Genomic DNA, 21,573 nt, shown 5'->3' with positions numbered 1-21,573 from the left:
GGCCCTGCTCATTTTCGCTGAGCGTGCCGCCATGCGCGGTATTCGGTCTCGCCCTCCGGGCTCAATGGGTAGTATTTCCGCAAATCCCCTCCTTCGGCCAAGCGCGCGCGGGTAAATTCTTCCCACTCGATATGCTCGCCGGCAAGCGCGACCAGCTTGGGCGCAAGTGCGATCGGCACGACGACGACGCCATCGTCGTCAGCCACTATAATGTCGCCGGGAATGACGAGCACATTCGCGCAGGCGATGGGGACGTTGACGGCGAAGGGGACAATGTTGGTCTGGGCGTGGAAATTCGGCGTCGCCCCCTTCACCCAGATACCGATATCCAGGGCCGCGGCCTGGGCGGAATCGCGGATGCAGCCGTCGACGACCACCCCGGCCCCGCCGCGACCGGCGAAATAGGTGAGCATCATCTCGCCGAAGATACCGCTGCCCAGATCGCCGCGCGCATCGACGACGACCATGTCGCCCGGCTGCGTAGGGTAGAGAACGTGACGATGGAGCTGTCGCTCCGGGTCCTCATACTCTGTTTCGTTATAGAGATCTTCGCGCTTCGGCATGCATTGGAGCGTGAGAGCCGGGCCTGCCGCCGTGCGACCGGGCCTCAACGGCCGCGGGCCCCGGATGTGCGGATCACGAATTCCCATCTTATGATAGAGCTCACTGGCCAGTGTCGCCGAACCGATCGCTGCAAGCGCATCGACCAATTGCCTCGGTGGCCGGGAAATGTCTGATATCGCCGGTATTTGGTCCGCTTCCACTCGTCGTCCTCCCTTAGCGCAGCACCACTTTTATCCACCGCGCCGGTCTCACTTGCCTAACCAACTGTCGTCGAAAGCATCGAGCGCATTGCTCCCTTGCCCGCCGCTCAGCCACGGACCGCACCGGTGGTCAGGCCTTTGACCAACAGCCCTTGGGCAAACCAGACAAACACCAGAGTCGGGATGACCATGAGAACGCCGGCAGCTGACATGGCGCCCCAGTCGATGCCGAACTGCGAAACGAAATTGGTGAGCCCGACCGGCAGGGTCTGCGCGGACTTGCTCGACGTCAGGGTCAGTGCGAGCAGTAAATCGTTCCAGGTGAAAAGGAAGGTGATCACCGCACTGGCCCCGATGCCAGGCGCGATCAGCGGCGTGACAATCTGGACCAGCGTGCGCATCGTGCCGGCGCCGTCTGACTGGGCAGCTTCCTCGATCTCTCTCGGGACATCCTGGATGAAGCCCAGCAGAAGCCAGATGGCGACAGGCAGTTTGGCAGCCGTATGGGCGAGGATCAGCGCCCAGACCGAATCCAGGAGGCCGATTGCCGCGAACACGGCGAAGAGCGGGATGGCGAGCGCGATGACTGGGATCATCCGCATGATCAAGAGCAGGCCGAAGATCAGCATGACGCCCGGCATCCTGAAGCGCGACAGGGCGTAGGCGCAGGGGATGGCCAGCAAATGGACCAAAATGACTGTCACGAACGATACGATGACGGTGTTCCAGACATAATCCATGGTGTCATATTCGCGGAAAACCGACACGTATTGCGTCAACGTCGCGGTCACGGGGATGATGTGGACCGGCACGGAGAAGATGTCGGCCGAGCTGCGGATCGACGTCAGGAACAGCCACACCAACGGAAAAATGGTGAAGGCGATGGTCAGGATGAGAGCGAGGTAGCGTCCGGCAACGCCGGCTGTGAACCGGCGGCGGCGGCGTCTTGGCTTGCGATGCGTGCTCACGGCCGCAGTGTCCATCAGATGGCCCTCCGCTTTGCGATCAACCACGGCACTCCGTAGAGCAGGCCGAGCACGACCAGGGACATCCCCAGAGCAATGTAGGAAACCGCCGCCGCGTGCCCGAAATCCACGGCCTGGAATGCCAGCAGGTAGGCGTAGACGGTAAGCAGGTTGGAAGCGCCCCCCGGCCCGCCCTGCGTCATCAGCCAGACGACGTCGAAGGTTCGGAACGTGTCTATGATGCGCAGCATCAGCGCGATCATGATGACCGGACGCATCAACGGCAGAACAATGTGCCAGAAGCGCTGCCACGGCCCGGCGCCGTCCACCGTCGCGGCTTCGAGCGGCTCCTGGGGCAAGGATTGTAGGCCGGCCAGGAACAGCAGCACCATCAGCGGCGTGTTCTGCCAGACATCGGCGACAATGACCGAGACCAGTGCCCAGGTCGGATCACTGAGCCAGGGAATGCTGGGCAGGTTGAACATGCGCAGCAATGCATCAACAAGACCGTATTGCGTATTGAAAAGCCACCGAAAATTGAGGCCGACGACGGCGGGAGCGATCATCGGTGGCACCAACAGCAATGTGCGGGCGAGCCGCATGCCCCGCAATTCTCCGTTGACCAGCACCGCGATCGCCATTCCAGCCACCACCTCGACCGTAATCGAGACGACGCTAAAGATGATCTGGTTTCGAAGGGCCTGGTTGAACTGGCGGCCAAACAGCTCGTCTGTGTAATTTCCTGTCCCGATGAACGGCGCGGAGCCGCTCAGATCCCACCGGAAAAAACTCATGAGAAACGAGTATCCCAAGGGATAGACGAAGATGGCGAGCATGACGACGAACGCCGGGCCGGCCAGAAGGTACCCCTTCTGCCAGGTGTAGGGCAGCGGCGAACGCCGCCGACGCCCCGACACCCGGCCCTGCGGGATGGACGACATCCTCAATTGTAGGCTCCAGCCCGACGCATGGCATCTTCCGCTTCCACTGCCGCTTGATTGAGCGAATCGCTTGGCGAAACCTGGTCGGTGAGCGCCTGTTCGATGGCGGAGAACATCAGGGTGCAGACTTTTGAGAAGCCAGGCAGCTTGGGCCATTCCTTGCCGTTCGCGATCGTGGTCTCGAGCTGCTGCAGCCATGTGGCCTGCGGGCCTTTCGCCGCCGCGATCACCTCCTTGGCGATCGCCTGACTGCTGGGGAAGTTGGTGAACTGGTCGAACTGCAGGCGCTGCGCCTCAGGGCCGACCGTAAATTTGATGAATTCGACGGCGGGATCCTTGCGCCCCGACTGGCCGTTGAGGGCCATGGCGTGCGAGATGGCGCAGGAAATTGCCGCTTTGTCCCGCACATAGGGCGCGGTCGACCACTTGCCGACAACGCGGGAGGTATCGGGATTGGAGAGAGTTGCGAAAGCGCCCGGCCAATCAAAATTGGCGTAGACCGTTCCAGACGAGAATTCGGTCGAATTTTCGTTCCACTGATAGCCGACGGCATCCGGGGGGACGATTTTGTGCTTCTGGACGAGGTCGCGGTAGAATGTGAGCGCCTTGATACCGGCTTCGGAATTGAAGGCCGGTTTGTTGGCCTGATCGACCCAATCCCCACCGGCCTGCCACAGGAGATCGCTGAAGGTACGCTGGGCCGGATCGCCCTGCCCCGGGACAACCAACCCGTAATGACCGTTGCCAGTGAGTTTCAGGCCGACGTCGACGAGTTCTTCCCAGGTCTCGGCCGGCTTCAAGCCTTTCTCCTGATAGATGTCGCTGCGGTAATATTGAACGCGCGCATCCATGTTGCGCGGAATGGCCGCCAGATTGCCGTTCTTGGGATCGCGCAAATATTTGACCGCGACCGGATAGAAGTCCGCCAACTCCGACTCGCTGAAATAGCTGTTCAGCGGTGCAAAATGGCTGAAGTAGGAGTCAATCTGCGCCGTGTGGGTGCTGTAGACGTCATATTGGCTCGATCGCGCGGCGCTCAACGTGACGACCTTCGATGTCAGTGGCGTGAATTCCAGCAGATCATAGCGGACCTTGATGCCGGTCTTCGCCGTGAAATCCTGGACAATCTTCTCCCAATATTTGGGATAGAGCGGGCCGCCCGTGATCAGCAGCGCCGTAATCTCGTTTGCCTGCGCCCTGGCGATCCATGGCGCTGCGAGCGAGCCTGCCGCCACCGTGGCGCCAGCCGCCAGGAATTTGCGTCTCGATAAGTTTCCGGACATCACAATTTCCTCCTTGGTCATGATTGGTCGGCCCTTTGGGTCGAGCGACGACGTTCAGCATTCCCGTCAAAGTCCGCGGCGGCTTGCTCCTCCCGCCGGGAGACTGTCTGGATCACTCCCGTGCAGACACCACCTTGGCGCTGCCGTGGGCCTATGGCCCTCGCCGGCTTCCGGGAGGTTCTGTCATTCTCTTGTCGGTCTTCCGGTGTTCCGTTTCTTCCGGCGCGCCTTGCTACGCGCATACATTTCTCCTCACGGAAACCGGGCGACCCTTGCGAGCCCGCTGGGCGATTGAGCAACGATGGCCGCCGCGTTCAGCGACAGTATATCGATCCTCATCTCGGGTGGCGAAGGCGGGGGTTGGATATCTCCAACGTTCCAATCCTCCCTTCCCGCGGCACGAGTTATAGGCTAGTGAGCATTTTTATGAGATAGTTGACTGCATATCTAGCCATCAGCCTATAAGCTTATCAGACAAGTGGATTTTAATGATGGATGCCCTGGAGGTCAAGCTTCAAACTTTGCCCAAGCAGGTGGCAGGCGTGCTCGCGCGTCGCATCGCCACCGACGGTGTTTCCGGGGGCCAAGGACCGTCGGAGCAACAGATCCTGCAAGAATTCGGGGTATCGCGCGCGGTGGCACGCGAGGCGTTGAAGATTCTGGCTTCCCTCGACATGATCGAGATCGCACAGGGACGGCGCGTGGTGCTGCGTCCGGCCGAGGAATGGGACTATCTCAGTCCATTGCTCATCGACTGGCTGCCGCCCGAGCAGATCCGGCAACTGCTGGCGGAAGCACACGCGACGCGAATTATCATCGAACCTGCCATCGCCGCCATCGCTGCCAAGCACATGACGAAGGAAACCCTTGAGCGTCTTGGCATACTGCTGGCCGCCATGTCCGCGACCGAGGACAATCCGGATGCCTATCTGAAGCTAGACCTCGACTTCCACATGGAGATTTGCCGGTCTACCCAAAACAGGATCCTCGACCGCTTCATGTACTCGTCGCGATGGTGGCAGGCGGCGAGCCGGCGCGTCAGCAATCAGATGCCTCATGCCCTGACCTTAGCGACGGAAGATCACAGGGCAATCTATGAGGCACTCGTTGCGCGCGACGCAAAACGTGCGGAAGAAGCGATGCGCCGGCACCTGAAGGCAACCACCGCCGTCGGGTTACCGTATAAGGATTAGCCGTTTGACCATCCCTGGTGCGGCGCGGCCAGCAAACGCACTGGCCGCGCCGTGGCGTGTTGGGAGGACACGGCCGGATTCAATGCATGTCGCCCAGAACTGGCCGGTCTTGGGGCAACGACATGCAAAGCGCATCGCCTGAATCCTTTCAACGCGGCGCGCTTTAAGCCCTTTTCGCTTCCCGCTCCTGGCGCTGCCGGGCGCGAAAACCAAACATATCGCCCTTATCCTTGATTTCCGCCCAGATAGGCGTGGTATGCTTGTCGATGGCGGCGACATCCGCGTCGGAAATCGTCCAGCCTACGCTCTCGATGTTTTCCTCAAGTTCCCTGACAGTACGCGCGCCGACCAGCGGCGAACTCACGCCTGGCCTGCTGGTAAGCCACTGGATCGCAAGCTGTGGCACCGTCTTGCCGTAGTTGGCCGCAATCGGCTTGAGGGCGTCGACAGCGGCGACGGCTCGCTCGTAGGTGCCCGGCTGGAACAGCACGGTGGTGCGCCGCTCGTCTCCCTCGACGAACTTGGTATCCGGCGAGAGCAGGCCGGTAAGCAGCCCCTGGGCAAGACCACTGTAGGGCATGACGCCGATATTGTGCTTGCGGCAATAGGGCAGCGTTTCCGCCTCAACCTCGCGCCACAGCATGTTGTAGGGAGGCTGTAGCACGTCGATGACGCCATACTGGCGTGCGCTGTTCATATCAGCAGTGCTGAAATTGGAAACACCGACCGCCTTGATCCGCCCGGATGACCGCAGCTGTTCCATCATTTCCATGGTCGGGCCAATCGGGAAGTCCGCGTTCGGCCAGTGGACGAAATAGATGTCCACATAGTCCGTCTGCATCCGCCTCAGCGAGCCGTCGAGCGCCGCCTCGAGCGCCGCGGGTTCGAGATGGTTCGGGGCAACCTTGGTCGCGATCACCGCTTTTTCCCGGTTGCCGGCGAGCGCCTTGCCGACAACCTGCTCGGCATGGCCATGCCCATAGGCTTCGGCCGTGTCGATCAAGGTAATGCCGAGTTCCATGGCGCGTTGAATCACCCGTATCGATTCCTTGTCATTGGCCGCGCCCCAGAACGCGCCCGACATACCCCAGGTACCCAGGCCAATCTTGGATACCTTGACCGACGACGATCCTAACTGTCGCTGTTGCATTTGTTCCTCCTGATCGGCGGCATGCCCGTCTTGGCACGTCGCCAAGTTTGCCACTATATTTATAGACTTATATGCTCGTCTGACAAGTCAATCGTGGCGTGCTCCTTATTTTTGATCGGAGATAGAAATTTCCACCATCCGGGCCGGTAAACCGTCCTGCGCCGGCGCAACTGCCAAAAACACATTCGGCAAAACGGTCGGAAAAGGGGGTTTACGTTTCATCTTCTCTTCTTATATGCTCATCGGATAAGTTGAGCCTTACCCGCAAGGTGAGTGCACAGGTATGGGTGAGCCACCTCGGGAGGAGCTTCGATGAAGATCGTGGACATCAAGACGGCGGTCGTCGCCTATCACGGCAAGGCGACCCTGATCCGTATCGATACCGACGCCGGTATCTCCGGCTATGGCGAGGCAAATCCCGACGCGGGCGCGGCCGCGATCGTCGGACTTATTTCGGAATTGAAGTCGGAACTCATTGGCCAGGATCCCCGCAACGTCGAATATTGCTGGGACAAGATCCGTCGCGACCATGTCTTTTCCGGTGCGCAGGCCGGCGTCTTTCTCATCGCGCTGACCGGGCTTGAAATGGCGCTGTGGGACGTGGCGGCGAAGGCGGCGGGGCAGCCGCTCTATCGCATGTTCGGCGGCAAGTTCCGCGACCGGATAAGGCTTTATGCCGATTGCGGCCACGGCGATGACGAAGCGGGATCGCCGCAGGGGTGCGCAACGCGCGCCCGCCGCATGGTGGCCGAGGGCTTCACGGCGGTGAAATTCGACATCGACAACGTGCGTCATCCGGCAAAGTTCGATGCGGTGAACCACACCATCAACGGCGCCGAGCTCCGCTCCATGGTGGAGCGCGTTGCGGCGGTGCGCGACGCGATCGGTCCCGACGTAGACCTCTGCATCGACCTGCACGCGCGCTATGACGTACTCAGCGCCAGCCGCATAGCGTCGGAGATGGAGCGGTTCAACCTTCTGTGGCTGGAAGAGCCAATTCCGGCTGAGAACGTCGAGGCCCTGAAACAGATCCGCATGCGAACCAAGACGCCAATCTGCGTCGGCGAAAATCTCTACCTGCGCTGGGGTTTCCGGGAGCTGTTCCAGAATTACGGCGCCGACGTCATCATGCCCGACGTGCCTAAATGCGGCGGCCTTGCCGAAAGCCGCAAGATCGCGAACCTCGCTGAAATGTATTATGTGCCCTTCGCACCGCATCTTGTGTCGACACCGCTGGGCACGATGGCGACATGCCATGTGTGCGCGAGCGTGCCGAACTTCCTCGTGCTTGAGTGGCATGCTCTCGAAGAGCGGGAAGCGTGGGATAGCTATGTGCGCCTGCCCGGTGGCGCCAAGTCGATCGTCGAGGATGGCCACATCGCCATACCCTACACGCCCGGCATCGGTGTCGAGCTCAACATGGACGGCGTGCACAAATACGCCGTGCCTGGCTACGGCGTCTTTGAATAGGCGCTGACCGGACAACATGCGGCTAAGGCGGAAGTGCGTTTTGGCCACGTTTCTGCCGCTCGACGAAATGAGGTCCGTTGGGAGGAAACCATGGGCAAGCGGATCGTTTTCACCGGTGGCAGCGGCAAGATCGGCCGCCACGTCATACCCTACCTGCTCGAACGTGGGCATCAGGTTCTGAACCTCGACCTGACGCCTCTCGATGTACCTGGAGTGGACACTGTCATCACCAACCTTGCGGATGCCGGCGAGACCTACAATGCGCTGACGCTGCATTTCGGGTTCAAGGAATATTTCGGCGGAAAGGGCCGCGGCCCGGTCGACGCCGTGGTCCATTTCGCGGCGATCCCGCGGATATTCCTGCGGCCGGACAACGCCATGTTCGCCGCCAACGTGCAGTCGACCTACAATGTGATCGAGGCCGCCACCAAACTCGGCATCCGCAAGGTCGTTACAGCTTCCAGCGAAACGGTCTATGGCGTGTGCTTTGCCGAAGGCGAACGCGACTTCACATCGTTTCCGGTGGAAGAGGACTACGACACCGATCCGACCGACAGCTATGGCCTATCAAAAGTCCTGGGCGAGAAGATCGCGCGCTCCTTCGCTTCCCGAACGGGAAGCGATATCTACGCACTGAGGATCGGCGGCGTTGTCGAACCACAGGACTACGCCCGATTTCCGGAATTCCTGGTGGACCCCTCAAAGCGGCGGCGCGACGGCTGGACCTATATGGACGCGCGCGACCTGGGCCAGATCGTGCATTTGTGCATCGAGAAGGACGGTTTGGGGTTCCAGGTATTCAACGCCGTCAACGACAACATTGTCGCGGACACGCCAACGGCGGAGTTTCTCAAGAAGCATGCGCCCGGCACGCCGATTACGCGCTCCATGGGCGTGTTCGAGGGGCCAATCTCAAATCGAAAGCTGCGCGAGGTCCTGGGGTTCAAGCAGGAACATGATTGGCGAACGCGCCCGGCGGGTTCATGACGGCCCACGACGTGGCCCATCGAGGGAACCGACGCATCCCCTGAGGAATGCGTCGGGCCAGGCTCACGTGTGGCGTATTTCCGTTCCCAGCACCTTCAGGCATTCGCGAATGAAGGCCGCCAGCGCCGTCCAACCTTTGGCCGAAACCATCGTCCCATCCACATAGGCATCGGTCGGAGACAGATCGATGTAGGTGCCGCCAGCAAGCGTCACCTCCGGCTCGCAAGCCCCTAGCGCGCCGACCTTCTTGCCACGGACGACGCCGTCCACGGCGACCAGAATCTGGACGCCGTGGCAGATCGTAAATATCGGTTTTTTCGCCTCGTGGAAGTGCCGCACCATCGCCTGCACGCGCTTGTCGGTGCGGATGTATTCCGGTCCGCGCCCGCCGGCGCAGTAGACCGCATGATACTGATCAAGCTGCTTCTCGGCCTCGGAGAATGTCTTGTTGATCAGTGCGTTGTGACCGGGCTTTTCCGTGTAGGTCTGGTCGCCTTCGAAGTCGTGCAGCGACGTTTTGATCAAGTCGCCGGCGTTCTTGTCGGGGCACACGACATGGACAGTGTGGCCAACGGCCTCCATCGCCTGCTGGTAGACGAAGATTTCATATTCCTCGGTGAACTCACCTGTCAGCATCAGGATTTTTTTGCCTGGCATGGCTCTTCCTCTCGGTTGTGTGATGGGCAAGGCGCACCCCGCGTCTTGCCCCTAAGGGATCGAAGTCGGGATCAGAACGGGGAGTCAGGGAAGTAGTATCCCTTGGCGTTGGCCTGGGTGATCAGCGGTGCGTCAAGCTTGACCGTGCCGCGGACCGGCGCCTGGCCAATCAGATTGGCGACGGTCATGTAGATTGCCGTCTTGATCATCGACGGCGGGTATGGTGTCTCGACCGGCGTCATCGCATCGCCGTCGATCACTTTCTTGACGATATCCTTCATGCCGTTGCCGCCGAACGCCAGCTTGATGTCCGTCCGGCCCGACTGCTTCACGGCCTCCAGTGCGCCGAGCAGCATGTCGTCATCATTGGCACAGACCGCGTCGATATGCGGATACTTGGCCAGGTAGTCCTGCATGAGCTCGAAGGCTTCATCGCTGTTCCAGTGGGCATATTGGATGTCGAGCACCTTCAGGCCGGTGCCCTTGATCGTATCCTCAAAGCCCTTGATACGCTCGTCGTCGATGACGGTCGGAATTCCGCGCAGCACGACGAGGTCGCCCTTGCCACCCAGCTTGTCGATCATGAACTTCGCTGTGTTGGTTCCCACCGCGATATTGTCGCCGGCAAGGTAGAAGATATCCAGCGTCACATCAGACAGTACCGTGACCGGGCCGTATTTCCTTGAAAGGCCATCGGCGCGCAGCACGGGCTCAGCTGGCCGTTCAGGCCGCGCCGGCAAGGTGCTGGTATCTGTCTCAAATCGCATGGCAAGGGACATCGCAACGGCTACTCGAACGCCGGCAGGAGACGGTCCCGCGAATTCTCGATGTGCACACGCATCGCCTTTTCGGCGGCGTCCGGGTCACCCGCGGAAAAGGCGGCGAGAATTGCCTCGTGCTCGTCGAGCGCCTCTTCGGTCACTCGCGAGTGGTACATCAGGCGGAAGATGTGGAAGTGCGTATGCTGGTGATTCAGGGTCTCTCGAATGAGCTCGTTCTGAGCGAACTCCACGATTTTGTCATGGAAGATCGCATCCTGGCGGGCAAAGTTCGAATAGCGCAGGCGTTCATCCTTCCCCACACGCCGGGCCATGACGCCTGCCGCCTCCTGCAGTACGGCTAGACGCTCGTCATCGAGCGTTGCGGTGGCTTTGGCTGCCGCAGCGGGCTCGAGCAGAAGACGCAGCTCATAGAGCTCGTCAAAGCGGCGGCGGGTGATCTGCGGTGCGGCCCGAAAGCCGATCAGGTGGGTCTTGACCACCAGCCCCTCGCCTTCCAGCCGGCCAAGCGCTTCGCGAATGGGAGTATGTGAGACGTTGAATTCCTTGACGAGATTATCGACGGTGATGCGCGAACCCGGAGCAATCCGCAGCGACATCAATTGCCCGAAGATCGCCTCGTACACGTCGCCAGCCAGGCTGTTGGCACGCTGAATGCGGCCGCTCAAGCGGGCTTCATTGTCAACCGTCAGGTCGGGGTTCTGCATGGTTTTACCTCTTGACAGGAGCACTCACTAACATGATGCTCCGGCCAATTCAATACTATATCCTATACGATTTTATAGGGGATATCCATGAAACCAACTCAAGGCGCCGCGAGAGCATATCTCGCGCACCCAGGTATCGTCCGCGGCGACGGGGCATCCGGCAGGCGCGCTCGCCCTTTGAACGACGACTTCGAGATCGGGGCCGGTCGCTGCCCCAATTCACTCAGTTTTTCAACCTCTCTTCGAAGGATGCTGTCCATGACGTTGTTCGCAGCCGTGCGCCTGCCGCGTGAGATCCTGTTCGGCAAAGGCCAGCGCCATGTGCTGCCTGCCGTTGCCGCCAGGTATGGACGGCGTGCGTTCGTCTGCACTGATGAGCGTTTCGCCACGACAACTGAGTTCGCCGAGATTCTTGCCGGCCTGCGCGCCGCCGCAGTGGAGACGCTGGTCTACGACCGAACCCTGCCGGACGTGCCCCGCGATAGCGTCGCTGCCTGCATAGCGGAGGCGATGGACTACAAGCCGGACATGGTCATCGGGATCGGCGGCGGCAGCTGCCTCGACATGGCAAAATGCGCCGCGCTTTTGCTCAGCCACGGCGGCAGGCTTCAGGACTACTATGGCGAGTTCAAGGTACCAGGCCCCACCCTTCCCGTGATCGCCGTGCCGACGACGGCTGGGACCGGTTCTGAGGTGACCCCCGTCGCCGTGATATCCGATCCGGAGCGAACGCTGAAAGTCGGCATCTCGAGTCCTCATCTCATCGCTGCTGTGGCGCTTTGCGATCCGGATCTCACAGCCACATGTCCACCTTCCCTAACGGCGATCGCCGGTGCCGACGCACTGACGCATGCAATCGAGGCCTTCACGGCGGCCAAGCGCGGCGCTGATCCGAATTTGCCGCAACAGCATGTCTTCGTCGGCAAGAGCGCCCTGACCGACCATTTCGCCCTTCTGGCCATCAGATTGCTGGGCCGCAGTCTGGAAAGGGCATATCGCGACGGATCGGACGAAGATGCGCGCGCCGAGGTCATGATGGGAGCGCTGGCAGCAGGTTGCGCCTTCGGCACAGCTGGAACGGCTGCCGCTCATGCGGTGCAGTATCCCGTCGGCGCACTCACCCACACGCCGCATGGGCTCGGCGTCGCCACCATGATGCCTTATGTGATGACATACAATCTTGCGGCAACAGCTCCGGAGATTGCTGAAGTCGGCGCCGCACTCGGCCTGTCCGATCGGAACAGCAGCGGACCTGATGCACTGGCGCATGCCACCATAAGAGAGGTGAGCCGGCTGTTCGGTGCCATCGGCATCACGCCGACATTGGCTGAACTTGGTCTTCCGGAGGACAGGATCGACTGGACGGCCGAGCAGGCGCTCGGCATCGACCGGCTGATCAAGAACAATCCCCGCCCCTTCGACCTCACCGCGATGCGACGGCTGATCAGAGCCGCTTACGACGGCGACATGTCTGCAGCCACGATGCAACAGGAGCTGGTCCAATGAACATTTCCGCAGACATATTCGACGAGGATGAAAGTGTGTCCGACTACGCCACGTTTTCGCACGGCCTCTACATTGGTGGCCGCTGGCAGCCCTCGTCGGATCGCCGTGTGATCGAAGTGATCGACCCATCGACCGAGGCGGTGATCGCGGCGGTTCCCGACGCCACGCTCGCCGATGCTGCCCTCGCCGTCGACGCGGCTGCGGAGGCAGCGGTCGGTTGGCGCGAAACCCCGCCACGCAGGCGTTCGGAAATCCTGCGGCGTTGCTTCGAACTGATGACCGAACGGGCAGAGACGTTGGCTGCGCTGATCTCGCTGGAAAACGGCAAGGCGTTGCGCGATGCGCGCGGCGAAGTCGCCTACGCGGCGGAATTTTTTCGCTGGAACGCCGAGGAGGCGGTCCGCATCAGCGGCGAGTTCGGCCTCGCCCCCTCGGGCGCGAACCGGATCGTCGTCGACTATCAGCCCATCGGCATTTGCGTGCTCATCACGCCATGGAATTTCCCCGCCGCCATGGCGACGCGCAAGATCGCGCCGGCGCTCGCGGCAGGCTGCACGGTGATCCTGAAGCCCGCCAGCGAGACGCCGCTGACGGCCTACGCGCTTGCAGCCCTCTATGAGGAAGCAGGCGTGCCGCCTGGCGTCGTCAACGTCCTGACGACCTCAAGCTCCGGGCCGGTGACGGCCGCCATGCTTGCCGACCCAAGAGTGAGAAAACTGTCATTCACCGGCTCGACAGGCATCGGCCGCGTGCTCCTGGCCGAAGCCGCAAAACACGTCATTTCCTGTTCGATGGAACTTGGCGGCAACGCACCGTTCGTTGTGTTCGACGATGCCGACCTGGAGGCAGCGCTCGACGGTGCGATGGTTGCCAAGATGCGCAATGCCGGCGAAGCCTGCACCGCCGCCAACCGGTTTTACGTCCAGGCCGGCATCCATGATGCCTTCGCCGATGGATTGCGCAAACGCATGGCAGCCCTCCAAGTAGGCCCCGGCACAGACTCGGAAACCGAATGCGGCCCGATGATTACCAGGAAGGCCGTAGACAAGATCGATCGGCTCGTCCAGGACGCAGTTGCCCGTGGCGCCAAGGTTCTGTGCGGAGGGACGATCACCGAAGGCAAGGGCTACTTCTACCCGCCGACAGTGCTTCGCGACGTGCCCCCTGACGCCGTCATGGCCCATGAGGAGATATTCGGTCCGGTGGCTCCGCTTCTGCGCTTCGACAGCGAGGCGGAAGTGATCGCAAAGGCCAACGACACCGAATACGGTCTCGCCGCCTACATCTATACGCGCGACCTGGCCAGGGGGATGCGTGTGGCATCGAAGATCGAGTCGGGCATGATCGCCCTGAACCGCGGCCTGATGTCGGATCCTGCGGCGCCCTTTGGCGGGGTCAAGCAGAGCGGACTGGGCCGCGAAGGTGGGCAGAAGCACGGCGTTGCCGAGTTCATGGAGGCGAAGTACATCGCCGTGACCATCTGAGCAGATACAATGCAAAAAGATCCGTTCCGCATTCGTGATCACGTGGCCGAGTTCGACGCCATCGTCGCCGAGATTGTTCGCCGCAGCACACAAAGCAGGGCGAACATACCCATGGTCGCCGACGTAGCCTATGGACCTGATGCAACTGAAACCGTTGATCTGTTCTTCCCGAAAGGCAAACGCGAACGCCTGCCGGTGCACATGTTCATCCACGGTGGCTACTGGAGGATGTTCTCCAAACGCGACTATTCCTATGTCGCCGAGACCGTTACCTCTGCAGGTGCGATCGCGGTCATTGTCGACTACGCCCTCATGCCCGCCGTTAGAATGGCGGCGATCGTGGACCAGGTACGCCGCGCCAGACAGTGGATAGGCTCCCACATCGCGGACTATGGGGGCGATCCCGGCCGGCTGACCGTTAGCGGTCATTCAGCCGGAGCGCATCTGGCAACGATGCTTTTTGACGACGATAGCCGGCCATCCGGCATCAGAGCCGCACTGCTGCTTTGCGGCCTCTACGACCTGAAACCATTGCAGACCTCATTCCTTGCCAGCGAGATTGCGATCACAGACGAAGAGGTCCGCCGGTTCTCGCCAATCAGCAAAATCTGCGACCCATCGGTGGCCGTCGAAATCTCGGTCGGAGCCGACGAAACGCCCCCCTTCCACAGCCAGGCCGCAATCTATGCGGACCACCTGGAGCAACAAGGACTGGATGTTTCACGCGCGACCCTTGCAGCGGCCAACCACATGAGCAGCGTCCGCGACCTTGGCGTGGCTGGCACCGATGCCGCGTCACTGCTGGCCCGCCTCGTGGCAGCCTGAAACTGGTGAGCCATGCCAGCCATCATCCGCATGCAACTAGATATGTTCGCGAAGGGTGTCGGCGATCATGACATCGATACTCTGCGCCGACACTCCGAGGATTGCCTTGGAATCGGAGGAATCGACTAGCAGCGGACTTTCGAAGAGGTAGCTCATTTCCACGAGTTCGTGCATCCCCAACGCGTCCATCTGGGCATGCGAGTAGGTGCTGACTTCGGGAAGTTTTTTTCCCAGCATCGCCGAGGTCTTCCGCATGATGTCCCGGGGCGAAGCATGCTGGGACGGAACGTGAAATGCACGGCCCCATTCTCCAGCATAGGATGAGGCAGCCACGAGTGTTCTGGCCACGTCCTTCGTGAAGGTCCATGCATGATCCGCATCAAGATTGCCCAGGAACGTTACGGGTTTCGCCTCCAGTAGAGAGGGCAATGCCAAGATCGAGAAGTAGGTGACAGCGCCGTATCCAAGGTAATCGCTGGAACGAACCTCAATGGCGGGAACACCGGCGCCAAGGGCTCGCTGCCACATTATGGTTCGCACGGTGCCCTTGCGCGAGGTGGGATCAAGCGGCAGATCGGGGCGAAGCTGGCCCTTGGCATTTGCGCCGTATCCATAGAGATTTCCCAGAACGATCAGTTTTGCGCTGACCATCTCGGCTGCGCGCGTGACCCCATCCATGATCGGGAAAAAATCAGTTGGCCAACGGTCATAGGCAGCCATGGCGCACATGAAAATGGCGTCCGCGCCCCGGCTAATCCGCGCGAGCGCGTCGGCGTCCGTGGCATCTGCCTGGACCGCGCGCGCGTGCTTCAGATCAATGGAGCCGACACCGCGGCTTGTGAGAACAACGTCATGTCCGGCTTCTCCAAGCAGGCGAGCGGTTTCGAGCCCCACCGGACCGGCGCCCACAACAACATAGGTACTCATGTCAAATCCCTTCGAACATTGCGATACCGTCAACGTTAGCGAGGCAACGCATTGAAAATCGCGCGGCATTCGCCAAATGTTCAGCATGTTTCGCCAATCGTTGAGGCCGCCCATGCATCCGCAGTTTGCTTCGTCTGCGGCCAACGCCGTTACCATCGCGGCATTGCAGGTTGAGGCCGGCAGCTTCCAATTGCCCCAAGCCCATCGGCACCGCGTCTTCGTCCACGCAAGCGCAGCGACGCGTTCCTATTGCAGCCAGGTTGGGAGGTTTTTCGTACGGCGCGCCGGCGATATCGATCTCGTGCCCGCGGGAGAGGAAGGAGGATTTGAAGCCGAGACGCGGTTCAACACCATTGAACTCAGCCTCTCACCAGCCTTGATGGAGAACGTCGCAGCGGAACTGGGTTCGGGGAACCTTCGACGGCTTGAGACGCGTCACCTTCTCCGTGACGAACGGATTGAGTATCTCGCGCGCGCGCTCGAGAACGATTTCCGCTCAGGCAGACCGAGCGGATCGCTGTTCGCGGACAGCATCGGCGTTGCGCTGGCGGTTCGCCTGCTGGATCTTGATGAAAAGGAGACCGAGCGAGCGAGCCGTTTGTCCGAGATCCAACTAAAGCGTGTAGTCGACTTCATCGAAGCGCAAATCCAAACCCCGCTGTCCCTGGAAACATTGAGCAGGGTCGCTGGGGTCAGCAATTCACACCTGAGAACCTGGTTCAAAGCTGCGACGGGACTGACCGTTCATCGCTATGTGCTTCGTCGCCGGGTCGAAAGGGCGCGTTTGTTGCTGTTGGCAAGCGACTTGAGCATCAGCGAGGTGGCGCATCTGACGGGCTTCGCTCACCAATCCCACCTTTCCCATTGGATGCGGCGCGAGATCGGCGAAACGCCTCGCGGCATCAAGCGGTCGCGTTCCGTCGCCTGACGCGTCAGGGTCCTGAGCCTAGTAACCGTAGTAAAGCCCCAGGCCCCGCTGCAGGGCCGACGCCAGATGCGCCTGCATCGCCGCCGCTGCTGCCTCCGGGTCGCGTGCCTTGCATGCCAGGATGACCTGCATGTGCTCGCAGGCATTGCAGCACGAGTGTCACGGTGACTTTTCTGTCCAGCCGGATCAGCCGAACGTAGTTGTGCAGCCGTTTGTAAGAACTCTCGATCAATGGATTGCCTGGTCCGGCGCGGCGAAACCGTCTAAGCCCCGAAACCCCTCGAAGCGTGCATCACCCCACCGGCGGCTGCATCTCGCCGGTGTAGAATTGTCGCGTCATCTCGGCGCCGGCACGCGCCTTTGCGAGATCCTCACCGGCCGCAATGTCGGCTTCGCCCCAGCCGATGCTGGAGATCCGCACAAAATCCTTGCCCTCCGCCGTGGTCGGCCACACTGCACCTTCCGCGGGGTCGATCGCCGTGGTGGGATCGGCGATGTGCCGTGCCAACCCCATGAAGCCGAGTTCCCAGCCAACGCCGACCGCGCCCGGTCCGAAGGGCGGAAGGTTCGGATCTATGATCGCAACGTGCTCCAGCTCAAGCCGAGTGCCCTGGGCGTCCCGCGTCAGCGTGACGGTGACCCACGTGACGTTGCTGCCAAACTCCCAGGTCGCGCCGATCCGCTCTTGCGGCCGGCACTCCGTAATCGTGCCGCCAGCATTGCCCTGGAACTGGTAGCGGCCACCAAGTCTGAGATCGCCACTCACCGGCAGGAACCATCGTTCCATTCGCTCCTTGCTGGTCAGCGCATCCCAGAGGTCGGCTGCAGAGGTGTCGTAGACGCAGGAGGCGACCACCGCTTTGGCGGGCTTGCCGTCGCGCTCGAGATTGCGGACGATGCGGGTCATGGCGTTGATGTGGGCGCTGAGGTCGAATGTCATGGTGGAGCTCCATCGCTGAACTGTGGTGTCGGTGATTTGGGAAGGTAGGCCTTGAGGGCGACAGGCTGGTTCGCGTCGGGGCGGGCAGTGGCCTACACGGGCGCCTACCTTGGGCCCGGCGGTCGAACTCTTCGAGGCCTCTTGATCATGACGGCGGGCTCAATGAGCAACTCGGGCAGGTAGAGGCCAGAAGCATCGGCGGAGCTCCTCAGGCGTCCGCCAGCCGGACAAGCATCTTGCCGATGTTCTCGCCGGCAAACAGGCCGAGAAATGCGGTGGGGGCACTCTCAAGTCCGTCGAAGATGGTCTCCTTCCAAGTAACCCTGCCTTCGGAAATCCATCGGGTAACGTCCCGCTGAAAGTCCTGCCAGAGATCGAGGTGGTTCGAGGCGAGGAACCCTTGAAGCCTTATGCTTTTTTCGAGCACGGAATAGATGTTGCGGGGGCCGACTGGCTGGTTGTTGTACTGCCCGATCATCCTGCACAAGGGGAAGCGAGCAAAGTTATTGGCCGCTGCAATCGCGGCTTCCAGATGCACTCCGCCCACATTGTCAAAATAGATGTCGATGCCCTCAGGCGCGACGTCGGCCAGCGCTGCTGCCAGGTCGGGTGACTTCTTGTAGTTGACCACCGCGTTGATACCTGCGTCCAGCAGCCAGCGGGCCTTTTCGTCGGAGCCGACCGACCCAACCACGCGACACCCCTTGATCTTCGCGATCTGCGCGACAAGGGATCCGACCGCTCCAGCAGACGCCGAGACAAACACTGTCTCGCCCGGCTTGGGCTGGCCGATCCGCAACAGGCCGGCATAGGCGGCAAGGCCTGGAAAGCCGAGCGCACCGAGATAGGCCGATTTCGGCGCGGCGAGTTCGATCCTGTTGGCGGAAGCGGCATCGATCAGCGCATAGTCACGCCAGCCGCTGAAGTGGCTGACCGTGTCGCCCGCAGAAAAGGCGTCAACGCCGCTCTCGACCACAACGCCAATGGCAGCCCCATCCATCGGCTGGTTGAGCTCGAAAGGCGGAATGTAGGTCTTCCGATCCGCCATCCTGCCACGCATATAGGGATCAACCGAGATCCATTCGTTCCTGACCACGAGCTGACCCTCGGCGCGTGGGTCGAGTGGCCGTTCGACCAGTTTGAAGTTGCCGGGGCCAGGCAAACCGGAGGGACGCTTGGCTAAGTGAAATTGGCGCGAAACGATAGGCACAAAAACCTCCTCCCCCGGGCTGGCGCTCCGGGTCAAAGCATGTTACCATTAGTAAGTTACTATTGGTAATATCAGTGCATCATCTGCGCTGTCAAGCGCGGGAAAGAGCCTTGAATGAAGAAGATGCCCAGAGACGACCGGCGGGCACAGCTTCTGGAGAATGCCCATGCCATCGTGCGTGAAGAAGGGACGGATGCGCTGACGCTTGGAGCGCTTGCCGAACGAGCCCGGGTCAGCAAACCTATCGCCTACAGCCATTTCGAGACGCGCGCGGGGCTCATGATCGCACTCTACAAAGAGATCAACGACCGACAGGTGGCCGCGCTTGCGGCGGCTGTCGAACGGACGCCACCGCGCATGGAAGACGTCGCGCGCGTAGTCTCGGAAGCCTACATGGATTGCTACACGTCAGTCGGTCCCGAATGGCATGCGATCGGTGCCGCGCTAAAGGGCGATGCGCAAATGGATGCCTATCAACGAGAGATGATCGACGGACACGTCGCGTTCTACGTCGAGGTGCTGGAGCCGCTGTCACCGCTTCCTCAGGCGGATGTCCGCCGTCGCTGCGTCGGCATCATCGGCGCGGCCGAGGCGCTGTCGGCTGAGATGGTTCGCGGCGCCGCCACGAAGGAAGAGGCGGCGCAAAGTCTGGCCACCCTCATCATCAGTTGGCTGTCGGCGCCCGCGCCGTCCTTTGCGCCGGAACTGCCATGAGCGGACCACTATTCCACAAGATCGATTGCGTGATGCTCAAGGTGGCGGACCTGGATGCCGCTCTGGGGTTCTACTCCGAAGCCCTTGGGCATCCACTTCTCTGGCGATCGTCACAAGCAGCTGGGCTGGGAATGCCAGGAACGGACGCGGAGCTTGTCCTGCATACCGATCTGGGTCCCGAGGTGGATCTGCTTGTGGACAGTGTCGACGCCGCGCTGGAGCGCTTCGTCGACGCGGGCGGTGCGATTATCAAGAAGCCGTTCGACATCCCGATCGGCCGTTGCGCCGTCGTTCGTGATCCGTTTGGCAATGCACTGGTGATGCTCGACCAAACCAAGGGCACCTTCGTGACCGATGCAACCGGGCAAGTGCTGCGCGTCGAGTGAATCCTGGCGACATCAGGTCGGCGGACGTTGCGAAAACGCCGTGGATTCCTATGAATCCACAGCTGACTTGGATTGGGCCAAATCAGAACACCGGGCATCAGGACGATATTCCGCGAGACCGATCCAGGTTCGATCGTGCGACGCGCGCAACGGCCTGCCCCGAATGGAAGGATGTGCGCGCTCGACTGGTCCTTCGCCTCGAAAGAAAGCGAGCTTGTCAGACGTTGCCCAGGGCTCATCTGATGTAGAAAATGGGCATAATGGCCAGATACAGATTGGGTATCCACCACACAGGGTCAAGCTCTTGCCTGAGCGACCAAAACGAAATCGCCATCAGTCCTGAAGCATGCATCAATGTGAGGGCAACAACGACCAGGATTTTCGCCTTACCATGGTCGCCTCTCTTGGAGAGATGGACTGCGTACAGGCCCAGCAGGGCGAAGATGACGTCGATCGGAAAATAGGACCAGTTCCAGGCCACGAGAATGGGATTGGTGTAGTCGTTGTAAAACCAATCGGGCGGAAACAGGTTGATGGCCGTCAACAGCCAGTAGAGGAGAAAGAATATATCCGTTGCAGTGATCTGTCTGCGAAGGGAGCGTGGCATAGGGCTCATCGACGACACTGCCAATGTCACGGAGTCACCCGGGTCCAGGTTTCGGACTGACAAAGGAGACCTGCGAGGGCGCATCCCTTGAGTTCGAGTGTCGTCTCGCCTTCAAGCCTCAGCTTGCCGTTGTAGGTCCGGCCGTCGAGCGGATTGTAGAGCTTGCCCTCATACTTGCCATTGCTTATGTGGCCGAGTTCGCTAAGCAGCGTAAGACCAAGCAAGGGCCTTTGCTTGAGGTCGGCCTGTGGGTTGAACTTGTCTAGCCAAGCCTTGCCCGTCGCCGGATCATTGGGCTCTTTGAGCCAGACAATTTGCCCGCATACGTTGCTGCCACAGGTTTCAAAGCGTACGCGGGACGAGCCGTCTTCCGTCAGCCAGGTTCCCGAGAGAGGTTGTGCCCCGGAAGCAGTCGCTAGTAGGCTGAAGGACGCAGCGATGGCTAAGGACACAAAGCTGGACTTTGACATGATCGATCCTCATATGGACATTGTCCATATCCCTACAATCCGATATGGACAGTGTCAATATGAACAATGCACGCGGCAATTCTCACCAAGCCTATCATCATGGCGACTTACGCCGCGCGTTGATGGTTGCCGCTCTGGCGGCCCTGGATGAATCGGGTGTTGACGCCGTAACGATCCGCGAAGTCGCACGTCGTGCGGGTGTCGCGCATTCGGCGCCGGCGAACCATTTCAAGGATCGCGCGGCGCTGCTTACAGCCGTTGCAGTGCAGATTTTTGGAGACGTCCAGCAAGCGGTGGAAAAGGCCCTGGCCACCAACTCGGCGGGCCGTGATGAACGTTTGAGCGTCTTTGCCGATGCGATCGTTCGGTTCGCCCTGCGCCATCCCAATCGCTACCGACTTCTGTGGCGCAAGGATTGTCTTGATGTGACGGACATGAACTTGGACGCCGCAGGAACGGTCATTTACGAGACAGTGAAGCAAGTGCTGGGGCCCGTGGCTACGTCCCGCACGATCAGCGCAGACACACAAGTGATTGCCGCATGGTCGATGATACATGGCTATGTGAGCTTGCGGCTGGATGGCACATTGATTGACGGTACTGACGAGGCAAATGGTAAGCCTCGTGCGGCAGCGATAGTTGATGTCCTGATCAAGGGACTATGACGAACATGTCCGCGG

At 60.8% G+C, this 21,573-nt stretch carries 23 protein-coding genes and 1 pseudogene; 10 read left to right on the top strand and 14 right to left on the bottom strand.

The genetic code is table 11. The features are described 5' to 3' along the window. Nucleotides 1-8 precede the first annotated feature (8 nt). The 4 genes from AC1DZU_RS21695 to AC1DZU_RS21680 all read right to left on the bottom strand — a co-directional run bounded on the left by AC1DZU_RS21695 (nucleotide 9) and on the right by AC1DZU_RS21680 (nucleotide 3,953). The gene (locus AC1DZU_RS21695) at nucleotides 9-749 is read right to left on the bottom strand and encodes an RraA family protein (RefSeq protein WP_167392217.1); all 741 of its coding nucleotides are present in this window, start codon (nucleotides 747-749) and stop codon (nucleotides 9-11) included. A 122-nt stretch (nucleotides 750-871) separates the two neighbouring features. Next, nucleotides 872-1,747 carry a carbohydrate ABC transporter permease gene (locus AC1DZU_RS21690; protein WP_477288172.1) on the bottom strand — a complete coding sequence of 292 codons (876 nt, stop codon included), beginning with the start codon at nucleotides 1,745-1,747 and terminating at the stop codon, nucleotides 872-874. Beyond that, nucleotides 1,747-2,670, bottom strand: coding sequence for a carbohydrate ABC transporter permease (locus tag AC1DZU_RS21685; RefSeq protein WP_477288170.1), 924 nt, complete (start codon nucleotides 2,668-2,670; stop codon nucleotides 1,747-1,749). The genes AC1DZU_RS21690 and AC1DZU_RS21685 overlap by 1 nt, the downstream gene beginning before the upstream one ends. Nucleotides 2,671-2,672: 2 nt before the next feature. Further along, a complete protein-coding gene (locus AC1DZU_RS21680) occupies nucleotides 2,673-3,953 on the bottom strand; it encodes an ABC transporter substrate-binding protein (RefSeq protein ID WP_477288168.1) in 1,281 nt (426 codons plus the stop codon). Between the two features lie 491 nt (nucleotides 3,954-4,444). Here AC1DZU_RS21680 and AC1DZU_RS21675 point away from each other — a divergent pair, with 491 nt between their 5' ends. Beyond that, nucleotides 4,445-5,146, top strand: a complete 702-nt coding sequence (locus tag AC1DZU_RS21675; RefSeq protein WP_477288166.1) for a FadR/GntR family transcriptional regulator — start codon at nucleotides 4,445-4,447, stop codon at nucleotides 5,144-5,146. Between the two features lie 163 nt (nucleotides 5,147-5,309). Here the strand turns inward: AC1DZU_RS21675 and AC1DZU_RS21670 are convergent, their stop codons facing one another. Beyond that, nucleotides 5,310-6,350 (bottom strand): aldo/keto reductase, encoded by a 1,041-nt coding sequence (locus AC1DZU_RS21670; RefSeq protein WP_477288164.1) that lies wholly within the window; start codon nucleotides 6,348-6,350, stop codon nucleotides 5,310-5,312. Between the two features lie 258 nt (nucleotides 6,351-6,608). Between AC1DZU_RS21670 and AC1DZU_RS21665 the strand changes: the two genes are divergently transcribed. Together AC1DZU_RS21665 and AC1DZU_RS21660 are read left to right on the top strand one after the other, a co-directional pair. Further along, nucleotides 6,609-7,766, top strand: a complete 1,158-nt coding sequence (locus AC1DZU_RS21665) for a mandelate racemase/muconate lactonizing enzyme family protein (protein ID WP_477288162.1) — start codon at nucleotides 6,609-6,611, stop codon at nucleotides 7,764-7,766. A gap of 90 nt (nucleotides 7,767-7,856) precedes the next feature. Beyond that, on the top strand, nucleotides 7,857-8,753 hold the full coding sequence (locus AC1DZU_RS21660) for an NAD-dependent epimerase/dehydratase family protein (protein WP_477288160.1): 897 nt from the start codon (nucleotides 7,857-7,859) through the stop codon (nucleotides 8,751-8,753). 63 nt (nucleotides 8,754-8,816) lie between these two features. Here the strand turns inward: AC1DZU_RS21660 and AC1DZU_RS21655 are convergent, their stop codons facing one another. The 3 genes and pseudogenes from AC1DZU_RS21655 to AC1DZU_RS21645 form a co-directional block, all read right to left on the bottom strand. Then, complete coding sequence (locus AC1DZU_RS21655) at nucleotides 8,817-9,410, bottom strand: DJ-1/PfpI family protein (RefSeq protein WP_457154763.1); 594 nt, start codon at nucleotides 9,408-9,410, stop codon at nucleotides 8,817-8,819. Nucleotides 9,411-9,481: 71 nt separating this feature from the next. Beyond that, a pseudogene (locus AC1DZU_RS21650) lies at nucleotides 9,482-10,048 on the bottom strand (substrate-binding domain-containing protein); the annotation flags it as partial. Nucleotides 10,049-10,197: 149 nt separating this feature from the next. Continuing rightward, nucleotides 10,198-10,896, bottom strand: a complete 699-nt coding sequence (locus tag AC1DZU_RS21645; RefSeq protein ID WP_095087567.1) for a GntR family transcriptional regulator — start codon at nucleotides 10,894-10,896, stop codon at nucleotides 10,198-10,200. Between the two features lie 258 nt (nucleotides 10,897-11,154). On the opposite strand from AC1DZU_RS21645, the gene AC1DZU_RS21640 reads away from it, so the two are divergent. The 3 genes from AC1DZU_RS21640 to AC1DZU_RS21630 are packed head-to-tail and all read left to right on the top strand — an operon-like array spanning nucleotide 11,155 to nucleotide 14,711. After that, on the top strand, nucleotides 11,155-12,402 hold the full coding sequence (locus AC1DZU_RS21640) for an iron-containing alcohol dehydrogenase (protein ID WP_477288158.1): 1,248 nt from the start codon (nucleotides 11,155-11,157) through the stop codon (nucleotides 12,400-12,402). Further along, nucleotides 12,399-13,886 carry an NAD-dependent succinate-semialdehyde dehydrogenase gene (locus AC1DZU_RS21635; protein ID WP_477288156.1) on the top strand — a complete coding sequence of 496 codons (1,488 nt, stop codon included), beginning with the start codon at nucleotides 12,399-12,401 and terminating at the stop codon, nucleotides 13,884-13,886. Before AC1DZU_RS21640 ends, AC1DZU_RS21635 begins: the two co-directional genes overlap by 4 nt. Before the next feature lie 9 nt (nucleotides 13,887-13,895). Then, on the top strand, nucleotides 13,896-14,711 hold the full coding sequence (locus AC1DZU_RS21630; protein ID WP_477288154.1) for an alpha/beta hydrolase: 816 nt from the start codon (nucleotides 13,896-13,898) through the stop codon (nucleotides 14,709-14,711). Between the two features lie 36 nt (nucleotides 14,712-14,747). Here the strand turns inward: AC1DZU_RS21630 and AC1DZU_RS21625 are convergent, their stop codons facing one another. Further along, nucleotides 14,748-15,638, bottom strand: coding sequence for an NAD-dependent epimerase/dehydratase family protein (locus tag AC1DZU_RS21625; protein WP_477288152.1), 891 nt, complete (start codon nucleotides 15,636-15,638; stop codon nucleotides 14,748-14,750). 112 nt (nucleotides 15,639-15,750) lie between these two features. On the opposite strand from AC1DZU_RS21625, the gene AC1DZU_RS21620 reads away from it, so the two are divergent. After that, nucleotides 15,751-16,566, top strand: coding sequence for a helix-turn-helix domain-containing protein (locus AC1DZU_RS21620; protein ID WP_477288150.1), 816 nt, complete (start codon nucleotides 15,751-15,753; stop codon nucleotides 16,564-16,566). 18 nt (nucleotides 16,567-16,584) lie between these two features. Here the strand turns inward: AC1DZU_RS21620 and AC1DZU_RS21615 are convergent, their stop codons facing one another. The 3 genes from AC1DZU_RS21615 to AC1DZU_RS21605 form a co-directional block, all read right to left on the bottom strand. Further along, a complete protein-coding gene (locus tag AC1DZU_RS21615; RefSeq protein ID WP_477288148.1) occupies nucleotides 16,585-16,698 on the bottom strand; it encodes a hypothetical protein in 114 nt (37 codons plus the stop codon). Between the two features lie 160 nt (nucleotides 16,699-16,858). Next, nucleotides 16,859-17,506, bottom strand: a complete 648-nt coding sequence (locus AC1DZU_RS21610) for an SRPBCC family protein (protein ID WP_477288146.1) — start codon at nucleotides 17,504-17,506, stop codon at nucleotides 16,859-16,861. Between the two features lie 208 nt (nucleotides 17,507-17,714). Continuing rightward, nucleotides 17,715-18,716, bottom strand: coding sequence for an NADP-dependent oxidoreductase (locus tag AC1DZU_RS21605; RefSeq protein ID WP_477288144.1), 1,002 nt, complete (start codon nucleotides 18,714-18,716; stop codon nucleotides 17,715-17,717). A gap of 114 nt (nucleotides 18,717-18,830) precedes the next feature. Here AC1DZU_RS21605 and AC1DZU_RS21600 point away from each other — a divergent pair, with 114 nt between their 5' ends. Both AC1DZU_RS21600 and AC1DZU_RS21595 read left to right on the top strand, forming a co-directional pair. Next, nucleotides 18,831-19,430 (top strand): TetR/AcrR family transcriptional regulator, encoded by a 600-nt coding sequence (locus AC1DZU_RS21600; protein ID WP_477288142.1) that lies wholly within the window; start codon nucleotides 18,831-18,833, stop codon nucleotides 19,428-19,430. Next, nucleotides 19,427-19,816, top strand: coding sequence for a VOC family protein (locus AC1DZU_RS21595; protein ID WP_477288140.1), 390 nt, complete (start codon nucleotides 19,427-19,429; stop codon nucleotides 19,814-19,816). Before AC1DZU_RS21600 ends, AC1DZU_RS21595 begins: the two co-directional genes overlap by 4 nt. 235 nt (nucleotides 19,817-20,051) lie before the next feature. Here the strand turns inward: AC1DZU_RS21595 and AC1DZU_RS21590 are convergent, their stop codons facing one another. Next, the gene (locus tag AC1DZU_RS21590) at nucleotides 20,052-20,453 is read right to left on the bottom strand and encodes a DUF5360 family protein (protein WP_477288138.1); all 402 of its coding nucleotides are present in this window, start codon (nucleotides 20,451-20,453) and stop codon (nucleotides 20,052-20,054) included. Next, on the bottom strand, nucleotides 20,450-20,893 hold the full coding sequence (locus tag AC1DZU_RS21585; RefSeq protein WP_477288137.1) for a DUF2147 domain-containing protein: 444 nt from the start codon (nucleotides 20,891-20,893) through the stop codon (nucleotides 20,450-20,452). The genes AC1DZU_RS21590 and AC1DZU_RS21585 overlap by 4 nt, the downstream gene beginning before the upstream one ends. 59 nt (nucleotides 20,894-20,952) lie before the next feature. Between AC1DZU_RS21585 and AC1DZU_RS21580 the strand changes: the two genes are divergently transcribed. After that, the gene (locus AC1DZU_RS21580; protein ID WP_477288135.1) at nucleotides 20,953-21,558 is read left to right on the top strand and encodes a TetR/AcrR family transcriptional regulator; all 606 of its coding nucleotides are present in this window, start codon (nucleotides 20,953-20,955) and stop codon (nucleotides 21,556-21,558) included. The last annotated feature ends 15 nt before the right edge of the window (nucleotides 21,559-21,573 follow it).

It is taken from the genome of Mesorhizobium sp. P2_A12 (assembly GCF_056405075.1).
Note: the sequence above shows the minus strand (reverse complement) of the source record. Positions and strands in the feature narration are given on the sequence as shown.

What these genes read in the sequence shown, in the direction of transcription:
- AC1DZU_RS21690 (WP_477288172.1), bottom strand. Translation starts at nt 1,747, where the DNA reads ATGGACACTGCGGCCGTGAGCACGCATCGCAAGCCAAGACGCCGCCGC.
- AC1DZU_RS21685 (WP_477288170.1), bottom strand. Translation starts at nt 2,670, where the DNA reads ATGTCGTCCATCCCGCAGGGCCGGGTGTCGGGGCGTCGGCGGCGTTCG.
- AC1DZU_RS21680 (WP_477288168.1), bottom strand. Translation starts at nt 3,953, where the DNA reads ATGTCCGGAAACTTATCGAGACGCAAATTCCTGGCGGCTGGCGCCACG.
- AC1DZU_RS21675 (WP_477288166.1), top strand. Translation starts at nt 4,445, where the DNA reads ATGGATGCCCTGGAGGTCAAGCTTCAAACTTTGCCCAAGCAGGTGGCA.
- AC1DZU_RS21665 (WP_477288162.1), top strand. Translation starts at nt 6,609, where the DNA reads ATGAAGATCGTGGACATCAAGACGGCGGTCGTCGCCTATCACGGCAAG.
- AC1DZU_RS21660 (WP_477288160.1), top strand. Translation starts at nt 7,857, where the DNA reads ATGGGCAAGCGGATCGTTTTCACCGGTGGCAGCGGCAAGATCGGCCGC.
- AC1DZU_RS21655 (WP_457154763.1), bottom strand. Translation starts at nt 9,410, where the DNA reads ATGCCAGGCAAAAAAATCCTGATGCTGACAGGTGAGTTCACCGAGGAA.
- AC1DZU_RS21645 (WP_095087567.1), bottom strand. Translation starts at nt 10,896, where the DNA reads ATGCAGAACCCCGACCTGACGGTTGACAATGAAGCCCGCTTGAGCGGC.
- AC1DZU_RS21640 (WP_477288158.1), top strand. Translation starts at nt 11,155, where the DNA reads ATGACGTTGTTCGCAGCCGTGCGCCTGCCGCGTGAGATCCTGTTCGGC.
- AC1DZU_RS21635 (WP_477288156.1), top strand. Translation starts at nt 12,399, where the DNA reads ATGAACATTTCCGCAGACATATTCGACGAGGATGAAAGTGTGTCCGAC.
- AC1DZU_RS21630 (WP_477288154.1), top strand. Translation starts at nt 13,896, where the DNA reads ATGCAAAAAGATCCGTTCCGCATTCGTGATCACGTGGCCGAGTTCGAC.
- AC1DZU_RS21625 (WP_477288152.1), bottom strand. Translation starts at nt 15,638, where the DNA reads ATGAGTACCTATGTTGTTGTGGGCGCCGGTCCGGTGGGGCTCGAAACC.
- AC1DZU_RS21620 (WP_477288150.1), top strand. Translation starts at nt 15,751, where the DNA reads ATGCATCCGCAGTTTGCTTCGTCTGCGGCCAACGCCGTTACCATCGCG.
- AC1DZU_RS21615 (WP_477288148.1), bottom strand. Translation starts at nt 16,698, where the DNA reads ATGCAGGTCATCCTGGCATGCAAGGCACGCGACCCGGAGGCAGCAGCG.
- AC1DZU_RS21610 (WP_477288146.1), bottom strand. Translation starts at nt 17,506, where the DNA reads ATGACATTCGACCTCAGCGCCCACATCAACGCCATGACCCGCATCGTC.
- AC1DZU_RS21600 (WP_477288142.1), top strand. Translation starts at nt 18,831, where the DNA reads ATGAAGAAGATGCCCAGAGACGACCGGCGGGCACAGCTTCTGGAGAAT.
- AC1DZU_RS21595 (WP_477288140.1), top strand. Translation starts at nt 19,427, where the DNA reads ATGAGCGGACCACTATTCCACAAGATCGATTGCGTGATGCTCAAGGTG.
- AC1DZU_RS21585 (WP_477288137.1), bottom strand. Translation starts at nt 20,893, where the DNA reads ATGTCAAAGTCCAGCTTTGTGTCCTTAGCCATCGCTGCGTCCTTCAGC.
- AC1DZU_RS21580 (WP_477288135.1), top strand. Translation starts at nt 20,953, where the DNA reads ATGAACAATGCACGCGGCAATTCTCACCAAGCCTATCATCATGGCGAC.